Origin of the sequence: Epilithonimonas hispanica, assembly GCF_003385395.1 — a bacterium.
GTDB lineage: Bacteria > Bacteroidota > Bacteroidia > Flavobacteriales > Weeksellaceae > Epilithonimonas > Epilithonimonas hispanica.
The window spans coordinates 140,174-155,611 of sequence record NZ_QNUG01000002.1 but is presented as its reverse complement, the minus strand read 5'-3'; the positions used below and the strand labels follow the sequence as shown (position 1 = coordinate 155,611).

General features: G+C 34.5%; 11 protein-coding genes. 5 read left to right on the top strand and 6 right to left on the bottom strand.

Annotated features, from left to right (window positions below):
• Positions 1 to 271: 271 nt before the first annotated feature.
• Positions 272 to 562 (bottom strand): hypothetical protein, encoded by a 291-nt coding sequence (locus DRF58_RS01480; protein WP_185144525.1) that lies wholly within the window; start codon positions 560 to 562, stop codon positions 272 to 274.
• Between the two features lie 463 nt (positions 563 to 1,025).
• Between DRF58_RS01480 and DRF58_RS01475 the strand changes: the two genes are divergently transcribed.
• The 3 genes from DRF58_RS01475 (at position 1,026) to DRF58_RS18665 (ending at position 3,468) form a co-directional block, all read left to right on the top strand.
• Positions 1,026 to 2,513, top strand: coding sequence for a succinate CoA transferase (locus tag DRF58_RS01475; RefSeq protein ID WP_116031992.1), 1,488 nt, complete (start codon positions 1,026 to 1,028; stop codon positions 2,511 to 2,513).
• A 161-nt stretch (positions 2,514 to 2,674) separates the two neighbouring features.
• Positions 2,675 to 2,893: a hypothetical protein gene (locus DRF58_RS18670; protein ID WP_245955340.1), complete on the top strand. Its 219-nt coding sequence runs from the start codon at positions 2,675 to 2,677 to the stop codon at positions 2,891 to 2,893.
• Between the two features lie 299 nt (positions 2,894 to 3,192).
• Positions 3,193 to 3,468, top strand: a complete 276-nt coding sequence (locus DRF58_RS18665) for a hypothetical protein (RefSeq protein ID WP_245955339.1) — start codon at positions 3,193 to 3,195, stop codon at positions 3,466 to 3,468.
• A 73-nt stretch (positions 3,469 to 3,541) separates the two neighbouring features.
• Here the strand turns inward: DRF58_RS18665 and fabV are convergent, their stop codons facing one another.
• Positions 3,542 to 4,744 (bottom strand): enoyl-ACP reductase FabV, encoded by a 1,203-nt coding sequence (gene fabV, locus DRF58_RS01465; RefSeq protein ID WP_116031990.1) that lies wholly within the window; start codon positions 4,742 to 4,744, stop codon positions 3,542 to 3,544.
• A 304-nt stretch (positions 4,745 to 5,048) separates the two neighbouring features.
• On the opposite strand from fabV, the gene DRF58_RS01460 reads away from it, so the two are divergent.
• Together DRF58_RS01460 and DRF58_RS01455 are read left to right on the top strand one after the other, a co-directional pair.
• Entirely contained in the window at positions 5,049 to 5,435 is a 387-nt protein-coding gene (locus tag DRF58_RS01460) for a glycoside hydrolase family protein (RefSeq protein WP_116031988.1), read from the top strand.
• Positions 5,407 to 6,471 carry a glycoside hydrolase family 28 protein gene (locus tag DRF58_RS01455; RefSeq protein ID WP_123902344.1) on the top strand — a complete coding sequence of 355 codons (1,065 nt, stop codon included), beginning with the start codon at positions 5,407 to 5,409 and terminating at the stop codon, positions 6,469 to 6,471. Before DRF58_RS01460 ends, DRF58_RS01455 begins: the two co-directional genes overlap by 29 nt.
• Before the next feature lie 186 nt (positions 6,472 to 6,657).
• On the opposite strand, the gene DRF58_RS01450 is transcribed toward DRF58_RS01455, so the two are convergent.
• The 4 genes from DRF58_RS01450 to DRF58_RS01435 form a co-directional block, all read right to left on the bottom strand.
• On the bottom strand, positions 6,658 to 8,760 hold the full coding sequence (locus tag DRF58_RS01450; RefSeq protein ID WP_116031982.1) for a type IA DNA topoisomerase: 2,103 nt from the start codon (positions 8,758 to 8,760) through the stop codon (positions 6,658 to 6,660).
• 291 nt (positions 8,761 to 9,051) lie between these two features.
• Positions 9,052 to 10,341, bottom strand: coding sequence for a TolC family protein (locus DRF58_RS01445; RefSeq protein ID WP_116032023.1), 1,290 nt, complete (start codon positions 10,339 to 10,341; stop codon positions 9,052 to 9,054).
• 112 nt (positions 10,342 to 10,453) lie between these two features.
• Entirely contained in the window at positions 10,454 to 12,883 is a 2,430-nt protein-coding gene (locus DRF58_RS01440) for an ABC transporter permease (protein WP_116031980.1), read from the bottom strand.
• 62 nt (positions 12,884 to 12,945) lie between these two features.
• On the bottom strand, positions 12,946 to 15,360 hold the full coding sequence (locus DRF58_RS01435) for an ABC transporter permease (protein ID WP_116032021.1): 2,415 nt from the start codon (positions 15,358 to 15,360) through the stop codon (positions 12,946 to 12,948).
• Between the last annotated feature and the right edge of the window lie 78 nt (positions 15,361 to 15,438).

Genomic DNA, 15,438 nt, shown 5'->3' with positions numbered 1-15,438 from the left:
ATAACAGCATTAACTTTCATTCAGTTTGTAAATGTTTTTGTTTTCAATAGAAAAATGAATAGACTTAAAATTGAATTAATTTAATAATGCACTACGAGTTAATATGTATAAAACTAGCTTAGAATTACTGAAATATTTTTCTTTTAGATTATATCTTTTTCTAATGTATTTTAAAATGAAAAAGGGAATGAGTGATATAATAGAAAAAAACAGAAAAAAAATGAAAAGTAATATAATTACTACAGTATGGTATTCATTTAAGCCAGTCATCTTAACTTCCCGCAAACGGACTTCCAAAAATTCCAACTGCTAATTCTATCCAAGTTAAAACAAGAACAGTTAATGTAATTCCAATCAAAATTAATCTACTTTTTGTTGTTTTGAATTTTTCCAAAATCAAATTAATTATAAATGCTGTTCCGAAAAGTATAACTCCAACAGCAACAAAATCGATTAGTGACCAATTCCAACTTTTAGAAAATTGCATTGCTATCATTGGAATACATAACAAAACTAATGGAATCGAAAATAGAACGATGCTTCTTTGGTTTTTAGTAATCATAATTTTAAATTTCAATAATAAAGAACTTTGAATTGCAAAGTAAAATATAATTTTTCAAATCTCAAAGAAAATCTGTGATTTTTATCATTTTGATTGCAAAATAAAGGATATGTGATAATCATCATTAATTATAAGATTGATTTTTAATTAAATTTGTGTGAGTTAAATAATCAGTCTTAGCACTGTCTTAAAATGGGTTTGTAAGATCGGGAAAGATTGTTGTTATTGGGTTTTTATAGGATTTATGCAACAATTATATTATTGATGAATTCTAAAAGTCTTTTAGTTTTGAGGTTGTAATTGTATTTTCTAAATTTAGATGTGCTAAAATCAGTGTTTAACACGTGTTTTTAAAAGAAAATAAAAACTTTATATCTTCATGAAAATTGAGATTTAGGATTTATGTTATTGCATTCTTGCTAAAGTCCAATTATAAAATTGATATTAAAAAAATTAAAATTAAATGTTAGAAAGAATACGATTAGAAAGTCTACGCCAAAAAGTGACTAGTGTTGAAAATGCTGTTAACATTATAAAGGACGGAATGGTTGTAGGGTCCAGCGGTTTTACAAAAGCTGGGGATAGTAAAGCTATTTTACCTGCTTTGGCTGAGAGAGGAAAAAATGAAAATTTCAAGATCACATTAATGACCGGCGCTTCTTTGGGGCATGGGACAGATGGTAAATTAGCGGAAGCTAATGTTTTGAAAAAAAGGATGCCTTTCCAAGTAGATCCGATTTTACGAAATAAAATAAACACTGGAGAGATTCTATTCATAGACCAGCACTTAAGTGAAAGTGCAGAACTCTTACATACCAAAAACTTGCTTAGTCTGGATGTTGCTGTTATAGAAGCGGCTTATATAGAGCGAGATGGAAGTATAGTTCCTACAACTTCTGTGGGTAACTCCGTTACTTTTGCAACAATGGCAAAAAAAGTCATAATAGAGATCAATACAGAAGTTCCAGAATCTGTTTATGGTATTCATGATATTTACCAGGCAGAAGATTATCCTTTCAGAAATGTAATTCCAATTGTTGCGCCATGGAACAAAATTGGAAGAAAAAGTATTCCTGTAGATCCCAATAAGATAGAAGCAATTGTTTTTACAAATCTAAAAGATAGCCCTGCTGATATTGCTGAGCCAGACGCTAAAACTACAGCAATTGCTGACCATCTTCTTAGGTTCTTTGAAAATGAGGTGCAGCTGGGAAGACTTACAGATCGTTTGTTGCCCTTGCAAGCTGGGATCGGCAAAGTTGCAAATGCTGTTCTTACAGGATTTAAGAAAAGTAATTTTTATGATTTGACAATGTTTTCCGAAGTATTACAAGACAGTACGTTCGATTTGATAGATGCTGGAAAATTAAGTTTTGCTTCTGCATCTTCTATAACAGTGTCTAAAGAATGCTATGATCGGGTTTTTGACAATTTGGCGCATTACAAAGATAAGTTTGTTCTCAGACCTCAGAATATTTCCAATACACCAGGGCTGATAAGACGTCTAGGGGTTATTGCTATTAATACGGCGATAGAATTCGATATTTATGGAAATGTTAATTCAACACATATTTCTGGTACCAAGATTATGAATGGAATTGGAGGTTCGGGAGACTTTGCACGTAATGCTTACCTAAGTATTTTTGTAACGCAGGCAGCTTCCAAAGAAAATAAAATTTCTCATGTTTTACCAATGGTTTCTCATACAGATCATACAGAACATGATGTAGACATTGTGGTTACAGATATTGGGTTGGCAGATTTAAGAGGTCTTGCTCCAAGAGAGAGGGCTCAGAAAATAATAGATAATTGTGTTCATCCGGATTATAGAGAGGAGCTTCAGTCTTATTTTGATAGGGCTTGTGAGAGAGGAGGGCATACTCCACATCTATTAGAAGAGAGTTTTAGCTGGCATTTGAGACTTTCGGAAACTGGAAGTATGAAAAAATAGCTACATTGATTTTGCGACAATGACACAAAAAAACCACTAAATCGAATATGATTAAGTGGTTTTTCTTATGTTTAGCTATTTAAATAGTCATAATTTGGAATTGGAAACTTAAAACTTGTTTAATTTTTGTATATTTGAGATAGTATGAAAATCTTGGTGGTTTGAAATCAATATATAATTTAATCAAGGAAAAAATTCGGCAACATCCAAAGATTCAACTATCTATTTTGGCTGATTCCAATCCTTGGAAAAGGAGTCATTATATTATTCTTGCTGAGATTATCAAAGAAGAATTAGCTCAAAGAGAAGAATTGAAGGCGGAGAGGAAATTTGAGTTAGGAACCAGTATTTCCCACATTACCTTGCAACGTTTTTTTTGAAAGCGATTATGATTATAAACGCATAATGACCTCAGGTTTCTAAAAACCCTAGACAAAATCTGTATTTTTTTAGGTTTTAATAGTCTCAATGCTTTTGTAACAAAAGTTAAAGATGAAGATCTTTATAATGAATCTGTATTTGGAGAAGAATTTACAACAGATATTATTTACAGATATTGCAAGACTAATTTTGAGTTTTTAAAATTTTTTCCAATTTCAAGAATAGATATTTTTGACGAACTTATATTTTCAGAATCTCCCGGAGCAACAATTATAGTTCAGAACTTTGCGATAGAAATTTGAAGCTTCATACAAAAAATAACCGCTCCAATTTTGAGATTTTTGACCTTGACGTTATATCAGATGAGCCTGATAAGATTGTTGTAAAAACACAAGAATTTTGGAATCTTGTTTTTGTAGTTGAAAATTCTGATGAAGAATATTTGGTGAATGAGCTCAATACCCAAATCTATTTCATCAAGAATATCAATAATACGTGGAAAATTTGGGATAATTATAATCCTAACTCTAGATTAGTTAATAACGTAATAGCAAAAAAGAGGCTGCCCTTTTGAGACAGCCTCTTTTGTTATTATTAATGACAGAAAAATCTATCATCTATCAGTCTATTATCTCTTATTCTAAAACCTAAGCTTCAATACTTGTAACTTGTACGTTCTCGTTAGCATCTTTTTCATAATCGATTCCGTCAATTTCGAATCCAAATAAGTTGAAGAACTCTTTTCTGTAACCTTCAATATCACTGATTTCAGAAAGGTTTTCAGTAGTAATCTCATTCCATAACTTCGCCACTTCTGCCTGAACGTCATCTGCCATTTCCCAATCATCCACACGGATTCTGCCAGCTTCATCCAAAGCAACTTCTCCGTTTTCAGTGTATAATCTGTCTGCGAAAAGTCTCTGCATTTGCTCGATAGTTCCTTCGTGAGTTCCTTTCGCTTTCATCACTTTATAAAGTAGAGAAATATATAATGGAACAACAGGAATTGCAGAACTAGACTGTGTTACCAAAGCTTTGTTCACAGAAACATAAGAAACGCCATTAAGGTCTTTCAATAAGTCATTCAAAACAGTAACAGTTGCTTCAAGGTCATTTTTCGCCTGTCCGATTGTTCCGTTTCTGTAGATTGGGAAAGTCAATTCTGGGCCGATGTAAGAATAAGCCACAGTCTTAACACCTTCTGCTAAAACGCCAGCAGCTTTCAATTCTTCTATCCAGAATTTCCAATCTTCACCACCCATTACAGCAATAGTGTTAGGAATATCCACGTCGTTTTCAACCGGAGCAATAGTTACATCGGAAACTACACCTGTATGAAAATCTACAGTTTTGTTGGTATAAGGCTGTCCAATTGGTTTTAAAACAGATGCGTGCGCTACACCAGTTTTTGGATGTGTTCTTCTAGGAGAAGCCAAACTGTAAACCACCAAATCAACCTGACCAAGGTCTTTCTTAATCAACTCGATTGTTTCTTTTTTAACTTCGTCAGAAAATGCATCGCCATTAATACTTTTTGCGTATAAACCGGCAGCGTGGGCTTCTTTTTCAAAAGCTGCAGAATTATACCAGCCTGCAGTTCCCATTTTTCCTTCAGAAGCTGGTTTTTCGAAGAAAACTCCGATTGTGGCGGCATCTGAACCAAAAGCGGCAGTAATTCTAGAAGACAAACCAAAACCTGTAGAAGCACCTATTACTAATACTTTTTTAGGTCCGTTTTTGATTTCGCCTTTCGACTTAACATATTCTATCTGATTTTTAACTGCCTGTAGCGCTCCGTCCGGATGAGCTGTCAAACAAATAAATCCTCTTGTTCTAGGTTGAATAATCATTGTTGAAATTATTTTTAGCATTGCAAATTAAAGAAATTTGAATCAAATATTAAGAATTATCTGTAAAAAAGAGTATTCTGATTTTTAGTTTTCTTAGGATTAATAATACTTTCCGAGAGTAGTTATTTTTATTTTGCGCAATCGATTGCATGATTCATTATTTTGATTAATTTTACCTGCATTCGGAATTGTAATAAGTATGTTTCTATAATGTATTTCTGTAAAATTCTGTTTTTTTTATTAAGCAACAATTTAATTTAACCAATAGATTTAAAATCAATCAAAAGAACTCATATCAATAACAATGAAAAAACTTTTAATAGGTATCGCATTTTCTGTGACAGCAATAGTTTCTTCTCAGAAAAATGACATTAATTACTACATCCAGAAAGCACCCTTCAAATTTGGAGAAATGGTTTTGCCAACAATCTCTCAAAAGGATTATAACTTCAAGGATTTCGGAGGTGTGGGAGACGGAAAAACCTTGAATACAAAAGCATTCGAAAAAGCGATTGCTACGATTGCTCAAAACGGTGGCGGAAGACTGATTGTTCCAGCAGGAACTTGGTTAACTGGATCAATCGAATTAAAAAGTAAAATCGATTTTCACGTTGAGGAAGGTGCGATTGTGCAGTTCAGCAGTGATATCAAACAAATTTCCTTTGAGAGAAACTTCTGCTGGAAAATTTGAAGTGACGGCGCCAATCTGGGGAAATAATTTAAAAGATGTTTCTTTTACAGGAAAAGGAATTTTTGATGGCGCGGGCGAAGCTTGGAGACCTGTGAAAAAATTCAAAATAACGGATGCACAATGGAAGGAATTACTTGCAAAACAAGGCAGCGTCCTAAGTGATGATGGGAAAATCTGGTGGCCAAGTGCAGCTGCAAAAAATGGCGAAGAATTAGCAAAAGTGATTACGAAAACACCAGGCGCAACAATAGATATGTATGAGCAAATTCATCATTTCTTAAGGCCAATGATGTTCACTTTATCTAAAGTGACGAATCTTTTGATTGATGGACCAACTTTCCGAAACTCACCGAAGTTTGTTATCAATCCAAAACAAATCACCAATCTTGTCATCAGAAATACAACGGTTTACAATCCGAAATGGGCTCAAAATGGTGACGGAATTGATATCAGTGCTTCGAAAAACGTGATTATTTACAACACAAAAGTAAACGCAAGCGATGACGGAATTTGTATGAAATCCAGCGGAACTCCGAAAAATGGCGAAGCTAATTTACAAAACGTCATCATCGCAGAATGTACTGTGAATGAAGGTCACGGCGGTTTTGTAATCGGTAGTAATACGGACGGTGGAATGAAAAATATCTACGTTACGAACTGTACTTTTGATGGAACAGATATCGGAATCCGTGTGAAAAGCAACTCGGGAAGAGGTGGCGATGTGAGTCAAATTTTCATCGATAATATCGAGATGAAAAATATTATTAAGGAAGCAGTTTTATTTGATACGTTCTATGCGGATGCGCCTGTTGGAAGCACAAAAGAAAGCGAAGCGGCGCAGCATACGGGAGACAAAGTGCCTTACTTTCACGATTTTTACGTAAGTAATGTGAATTGTTCTTCGTCCGAAACCGCTTTTAATTTCAGTGGACTTCCTGAGAAATTGATTGAAAATCTTTTCTTTAAAAACGTGAATATCACAAGTAAAAAGGAATTGTTGGCAAGAATGCACAGAATATCGTTTTTGAAAATGTGAAAATCAATCAATCTATAGATTATAAAGTTGACAGCAGTTTGAAAAAAGCAATTGTTGTGAAGTAGATTATTTCTCGCTGATTTAGCGAATTTTGCAGATTCATCAGCCTAATCTGTAAAATCTGCGAGAGTAAAACGATTCAACCCTTTCAGAGTTTGAAACTCTGGAAGGGTTTTATTTTATTAGCTATTTTATGCTAATTGAAAAATCTTCATTCATAATCAAAACACCTTCTTCCTGATTTCCAGTAAAACCTTTCAGTTTGGAAGTTTTACTTTTCAGAATCAAATCCTGAAGTTGTTTTTCTGATATTTTTTTTCCGAATATCTCAAACGGAACTTTGAAACCACAACCTTTATAATCGGAACATCCAACTGCGGTTTTACCTTTCATTAGATTATTGGATTTACATTTAGGACATTGGGTTTCTTTCCAAATAATTTCGGTTTTGACTCTCGGTTTTTTTTCTTTTGGAGCAGGTTTTTCTTCTTCGAAATTAATGACTTTTCCTTTTCCGCTGATGACTTTTTGAGTCAAATCCGTCACCATTTCTATCAATTCTTCTTTGAATTGGTTGGCTTCGTATTCGCCTTTTTCAATTTTTCTCAATTTTGATTCCCATTCTCCTGTGAGTTCTGGGCTTTTGAGAACTTCGTCTTCTATTGTATCAATCAAATCTACACCAATGGAAGTAGCAAAAATGTTCTTCTTTTTTCGTTCGATGTATTTTCTTCGGAACAAAGTTTCGATGATGTTTGCTCGTGTTGATGGTCTTCCGATTCCGTTATTTTTCAACATTTCGCGCAATTCTTCATCTTCCACTTGTTTTCCCGCAGTTTCCATTGCTCTTAGCAAAGTCGCTTCTGTGTAAGGTTTTGGAGGCGAAGTTTTTCCTTGATGAATCAAAGGTTCGTGGTCGCCTTTTTCTCCAACAAAGAATTCAGGAATAGTTTGTTCCTCGTCCTTATCTTTTTCGTCTTTCTCCGATTGGTCTTTTTTGTCTTTGGCATAAATAATTCGCCAGCCCGGTTCCAGAATTTGTTTTCCAGAAGCTTTGAAAGGAATCGTTCCAACCTGACCTTCTACCAAGGTATTGGAGATTTTACATTCAGGGTAAAAAACGGCGATGAACCGTCTCGCTACCAAATCGTAAACTAACTTTTCTTCTCTTGTTAAATTAGAGGAAGGCGGAATCTCGGTTGGAATAATCGCGTGGTGGTCGGTTACTTTGGTATCATCAAATACTGCTTTCGTTTTTGGAATCGGCTGCGTCAGCAACGGTGCTGTAAACTCCGAATAAATGGTCATACTTGTAAGGATCCCGGGAATTTTTGGGTAAAGACTTTCGGACAAGTAAGTGGTATCAACTCTTGGGTAAGTTGTATATTTTTTCTCGTAAAGACTTTGGATATAATTCAAAGTTTGCTCTGCAGAGAAACCATATTTTTTGTTAGCTTCTACCTGAAGTCCCGTCAAATCAAACAATCTCGGATTCTTTTCTTTTCCTTCTTTGATCTCGAAAGAGACAATCTCAAACTGATTTTGTTTAAGATATTCTAAACCTTTTTCTGCTTTTTCCAGAGATTTTAACCGGTCAATTGAAGCACTGAAAAGCACTTCCCGATATTTGGTTTTGAGTTCCCAATAGTCTTCCTGCGTAAAAGCATCAATCTCTTTCTGACGTTGAACAAGCATTGCCAAAGTTGGTGTCTGAACGCGTCCAATTGATAAAACGCCTTTGTTTCCTCCAAATCTTTTCGTGAATAATCTCGTTGCATTAATTCCTAAAAGCCAATCTCCAATTGCTCTTGCATTGCCCGCCAAATAAAGATTTTTGTAATCATCTGCAGGTTTCAGATTTTCAAAACCTTCTTTGATCGAATCTTCGGTCAAGGACGAAATCCATAACCTTTTCATTGGTTTGTCGCATTTAGCTTTCTGCAACACCCAACGTTGAATCAATTCTCCTTCTTGCCCAGCATCGCCACAATTAATGACCTCATCACATTCCTGAACCAATTTTTCTATGGTTTGAAATTGTTTCTCAACACCATTGTTATCTATCAGTTTGATTCCGAAGTTTTTGGGAATAATTGGGAGAAAAATTAAATCCCAAGATTTGTAATGCTCGGCGTAATCGTGTGGTTCTTTTAAAGTACAAAGATGACCAAAAGTCCAAGTCACGCAATAACCGTTTCCCTCCATATAACCGCTTTTGGGAGTTGTAGCACCCAAAACTTTGGCTATATCACGGGCAACGCTTGGTTTTTCGGCAATACAAAGTTTCATTGATTCTTTTGCTTTTGAAAGGGGAGCAAAGTTGCGGAAAAATTTAAAATCAGAAAAGTTGTTTTTTTGAAAATAAGTTAATTAATAATTCTAATAAAACGCAAAGAGCGCAAAGTTTTTTTGTCATTATTGGAAATAATTTGAAGGTTCGCAAAGGCGTAAAACTCAGCAAAGAGAAACAAAAATTATAAAAAGTAAGTTTGACAAAGTGGTTTGACTAAACTAAATAAAAAAATCCTTCCGAGCTTTTAAGCTCTAGAAGGATTCGTGAGAAAATAATAATGTATTTTTTTAAAAACCAGCTTCAAAAACTTTGAGTAATTCGGTTTGCTGGACAACGTCGTTTTTGCTGTTGATTAGGTTATAATTTGCTTGTAACCAACCATTTCTAACGACAAAAAAGGTATAAGCGTCCATTAACCCTTCTTTGTATTTTTCTTCGGATTTTTGGAATGATAATTTTTGGTTTTCGAAATTGGCTTCCAAAAGATTGTACTTTTCTTGGGCATTCAGGAATTGTGCTTTGATAGAATTGATGCTTTGAGTCAAATTATTAATCATAATATCTTTGTCGTAATTGGAATTGATGACATTCAGTTTGGCAATCTCAACATTGTTTTTCACCTGTAGTTTGTTGAGAATCGGAATATTGAGACCAAATCCTAACTGTTGGTTTTTGTTGGTTTTGATTTGGTCTGAGAAATTGGCAGTCGCAGGTTGTCCCAAAATCTTGGTGTAAAAACTTGACCAAGTGTAAGAACCGTTCAAGGTAGGCAGATATGCCGATTTTGCAAGCTCAACATTTTTTTGCTGAGCTTTGATTTCTGCCAAAGTCGTTTGATAAGCGGGATTTTTCTCCAAAAGATTTTGGATGAAATTAGCATCATTGAAATTTGAGCTCCCCAAATTTTCCTCGGTCATTGTAAAATCCAAAGTGTCTTTTGTAATCGCCAGCGCATTCAGAAGATTAATTTTGGAAAGGTCTCGTGAATTTTTTGCCGAAACCCATTGTTCCTGCATTGTTCCAAGATTGGCTTTGATGTCATAGATATCACTTTTCGGACGATTCCCAATTTCTACTTCTTTTTCGGTACGTTTGATTTGGTCTTCGATTCCTGAAAGTTGCGTTTCCAAAACTTCCAACCAACTTTTGCTATTCTGATAAGTGAAAAACATTGTGATGACATTCAGTTTGACTTCATTCTGAGCCTGTTTCATTTTGAAAATCGAACTTTCCTTATTGATTTTGGACAACGAAATATTGAGATAATTTCTCCAGTTCATCAACTCCCAATTGGCTTGTGCAAAGAGATTATCAGTTTGTGTATTGATTGCTTCCCGCTGATTATTTTGCTGATTGATACCATTTCCGAAATTATAATTGTGATTGATTCCAGCATCAATAGACGGCAACAACATTCCTTTGGAAGCCGAAATCTGTCTGTCATTTTTCTGAATATTAACCGCAGATTGTTTAATTAGCGGATGATTGGACGATGCATAATCCAGACAATCTTTGAGTGTCCAACTTTGCTGAGCCGGGAAAAGATTGATTAAAAATATAAAGAAGAGTTTTTTCATTTTTTTGAATTTTGTTTGGATGATGGATGTGGGAAGTTGGAAGATTTTAATATTATATTTTAAATAATTTCCGAATTGCAAACCTTCCAGCTTCCTTCACCCAGCTCCCAGCTTACTCGTATTTCAGATATTTAACAAGGTTGATTTTGGTTGCTCGGTAAGCTTTGAAACTCACGACTAAGAATGTTAAAATCAATAATAAAAACAAACTCAAAACGTAAGGCCAAATCGGCATATCGATCCTGTAAGCGAAGTCTTTCAGCCATTCGTTCATCGCATAATAACCAAATGGAATACTGATGAAAACTGCAATTACACAAATCAATAAAAACCTTTTGGTTAAATCCCAGACAATTGTTCTTTCGTCTGCTCCCAAAGTTTTTTTGATGGCAACATCTTTCAATTTTTGTTCGATTAATAAGGATGACAAAGCGAATAATCCTAACAATGCAATGACCAAAACCACAATATTTAAAGTTGTGAAAAGCGTCTGCTGTTTCTGGAATCTTTCATAAGTTTTGGCAAATTGTTTGTTAACAAAATTGCCATTAAAAGGATAACCAGGTTCCACTTCTGTTTCCCAATACTTTTTAATTGTTTCGACATTTTCATTGATATGATCTCCAGATAATTTGATTTGCAGATTCGTCATCTGATTTTTTGCCCAATTTCTACTGTAATTGAAGAAAATAACCGGTTGCACCTTATCTTGAACGCCGGCATAGTAGAAATCTTTCACAACCCCAACAATTTCCATACGTTTATGTTTGTCGTCCATCCCGCTGGAGAGTTCTTTGCCTAATGCCTGTTTAGGATTCCAACCTAATGCTTTAACCAAAGCTTCGTTTACTACGATTGATTTTGCGGTATCGGAAGTTAATTTTGGATTAAGGTCTCTTCCAGCTACAAACTTTATTTTGTAGAAATCAAAATAATTAAAATCAATAGCTCCGACACCTGCGCCTGTACTTTTTGTAGAATCTTTGACATATCTAGCTCCTGATGTACTGCTAACACCATTTCCCATTGTCTGCGCTGAAGATGTGATATCAATAACGCCAGGAAATTGTTTGATCTTAGATTTTTGCAATTCGAATTTTCTGACATTAAAATTTTTATCTATATAATTGGTTTTATTAAAATTGATCTGAAATACTTGATCTCCCTGGAAACCAAGATCTTTCTTCATCATATAGTTAACCTGCGTATTGATAATCAGTGAGCAAATGATAAAAAACGATGAAATAATAAGCTGTAAAGTGAGAATCGAGTTACGCAACCAAACGCCCTGTTTACTTCTTGCAAAATTCCCTTTCAGAGTATTGATAGGTTTAAAATTAGAAAGATAAATCGCCGGAATACTTCCTGAAATCACCGAAAAAATGACTAACAAAAAACCCGTATAGATAAAAACACTGGCATTATCCAAAGTTATTTCTTTACCCAAAAACTTGTTATAAGAAGGCAGGATCATCTCAACAATTGCAAAAGCTAATATGTAAGCCACCAAGCAAAGCAAAAATATTTCTAATAAAAACTGTATAATGAGAGCCATTTTAGAACTTCCTATAACTTTCCTTACTCCAACTTCTTTGGCTCTTTGGGATGATTGTGCAATTTTTAGGTTAATCAAATTGATGCAAGACAAAATCAAAAGTAAGACTGAAAGCGACAATAATATTTGTAATGACTTTTTATCTCCCTTATCAATCCCGCTTGACTTTGCATCCAGTTTTATGTCCTTGATATTTGTAAGCCAGGCTTTGGTGTCATAATCAATGCTCCAACCATATTTTTTAGCACTGATTTTCTCGTGATCAGACTGCATTTTGGACAACTTCGCCTCTAATTGATGGATATCCGTTCCCGGTTTCAGCTTGAAAAAACCTATGTAGCTGTAATTTGTCCACTGTTCTTTATTATCATTGATAAACGGTTGTCTGATAAGATATCCTGGACGAAAAACAGTTTTTTGATCTTTGTTCGGTAATTTGTAAATAGCCTGCACCACAAATTTTTTACCGTCGCTATCGGTAGTAATCGTTTTACCAATCGATTGCAAATAACTATCACCAAAAAGCTGTTTGGCAATATCTTCTGAAATGGCGATGGAATTATCATCAACAAAAATATTTTCATAAGAACCCACTAATTTTTCAAACTGTAAGACCTTAAAAAAATCTTCTGTTACAAAAATGGGATTGGTAAAAGTAGAACGTCCATCAGCTAACAGCTTTTGTTTATAATCCATCCAATTATTGATTACTGAATAGTTTTCTATCTCTGGAAATTTGATTTTAGCATTGATTAAAAATGGATAATTCACGACTGGATTGTATGCATCTTTATCCACCTGAAATTCTACCATATAGATATTTTCCTTATTCGGAATCCATTGTTCGTAAGATTTCTCATCTTGCCAATGAATAAATATCAACAGAAAAACGCACAACCCAACACTCAATCCCAAAATATTGATGATTGTGGAAAGCCAATTTTTTTTATAATTGATGATTGCTATTTTGAGCCAATTCTTTATCATAATGGTTAATTATTAGTTGTAAATGGTTAGCTAATCATTGATAATTAACCATTAATAATTGATTACTCGTATTTGAGATATTTCACAAGATTCACTTTTGTTGCTTGATAAGCTTTAATACTCACAACAGCGAATGTCAAAATCAATAATAAAATCAAACTGAGGACGAATGGAAAAATCGGCATATCAATTCGGTAAGCGAAATCTTTCAGCCATTCATTCATAAGATAGTAACTTATTGGAATACTTATGAGAACCGCAATCGTCGTTATCCAAAGGAATTGTTTCGTTAATCCAACAATCAAAGTTCCGTCTGATGCGCCTAAAGTTTTTCTGATGGCGACATCTTTCAGTTTCTGCTCAATCATCAATGATGATAAAGCGAATAGTCCGAGCAATGCTACCATTAAAACCATTGCATTCAGAATCGTAAACAAAGTCTGCTGTTTCTGATATTTCACAAAACTTTCAGCAAATTTTTTATCTATAAAATAAGAATCAAAAGGATAACCCGGTTCTACATTATTCTGCCAATAGGTTTTGATTCTTTTCAGAGTCCCGTCAATATCATCTGCTTTTAATTTCAACTGGATATTATAAACATCGTATCGTTTCCATTCTGTTTCCCTGTAATGGAAAAACACGATAGGTTCCACAGCTTTTCTGGGATTCAGGATATTAAAATCTTTTACAATTCCTACAATATGATAAGGTTTATTGTCAAATCCCGGACGGAATTCGTTCTTGAAAGCTTGGTCATCTGTCCATCCAAATTTGTTCACAAAAGCCTCATTGACCAAAACATTAGCGATAGTGTCAGATGCGAGATTCGGGTCTAGCCAACGTCCTTTTTTCAATTTGACATTCATAAACTGAAGGTAATTGTAATCCATAGAACCGTGCTGAGCGAAAATACTTTTGTCCATATAATCCATATTGGAATTGCTGAATCTGCCACTTCCCGGAACAGCTTCTCCATAAGAAACCGCCTCAACACCTTGGATTTTTCTCATCTCATTTTTGATACGTTCGTATTTTAACCAAGGTTTTGCATCATTCTCACTGAAATTAATTAACAAAACTTGCTTTCCACTATAACCAAGATCTTTGTCCATCATATATTTCACCTGATTATTGACAATCAAACCTCCAATGATGAAGAATGATGAAATGATGAGTTGTAAAGTCAAAATTCCGTTTCTTAACCAAACGCCGTGTTTGCTTCTGGCGAAATTTCCTTTCAAAGTTTCAATAGCTTTGAAGTTGGCGAGATAAGTTGCCGGAATCAATCCCGAAATCAACGTAACCGCCAAAACCATAGCAAATGAATAATAGTAAATATGCCAGTCATTCATCACGATTTCCTTATTATAGAACTTGTTGAAACTTGGCAAAAGCAATTCTGTTAAAGCTAAAGACAGAAGATAGGAAGCAAAACAAATCACAAAAGTTTCCAATAAAAACTGAAGAACAAGATTTGACTTTGTGCTTCCAATCGCTTTTCTTATGCCTATTTCTTTAGCTCTTTGAGAAGCCTGAGCTGTTTTCAGATTAATAAAATTAATAGCTGACAAAACAACAATCAGAACAGAAAGCGTGAAGAGAATCATCATCGTTTTGAAATCTCCAGTTCCAAACCAAGATGCTTTGGCGTGTAGTTTAATCTCATCAATTGGTGTAAACAAACTTCCTGTTGGACCATATAATTCCAAATATTTTTCAGGAGTTACACCATCATCTTTTGCATCTCTTTTTGCTCTAAATAAAAAGATATTGTCGTAGAATTTCTGTTGTAAAGCTTCCACATCTGTTCCCGGTTTTAGCAAAAAGAAACATCCGTAATTGAAATTTCCCCATTGTTCTCTATCATTTTTCATCTGCTCAAAAGGTGCGATGATAAATTCTGGTTTTATCTGGCTATTTTCGGTCGGCAATTCATAAACTGCGGTTACAACAAAACTTTTATTATTGATTTTCACAGTTTCTCCTGCGACATTGGTTTTCCCGAAGAGATTTTTGGCCGCTTTTGTGGAAAGCGCAATCACTTTATCGCCTTTCAATGCCTCTTTATAACTTCCTGAAACCAATTTGAACGGGAAGAAATTGAAAAAACTTTCAGAAGCGGACATCCCGTCCTGTTGATAAACCGTTTTGTATTTCGTAGTCATTTTATAACCCATTCCTGAGCCGTTGAACAACACATAATCTTTAACTTCGGGAATCACTTTTACAGCGCGTTCCGCCATTGGAACAGAAATATTATTTCCATAAGTATTTTCTGCCTTGTTATGAGTTTGGAAAGCGTAGATATTTTCCTTCTTCGGATTCCATTTTTCGTAGGATTCTTCATCATTCCAATGCATCAGAATGAGCATAAATCCGGTCAAACCAATCGTTAATCCAAACAGATTGATAATCGTGGAAAGCCAGTTTTTTTTATAATTGATGAAGGCAATTTTGAGCCAGTTGTTTAGCATAATTGTTGATTTTGGGTTGATTGTTGTTAGTTGATTGTTGTTAGTTTTGAGAATCTCCATCAACTAACAACCGACAAC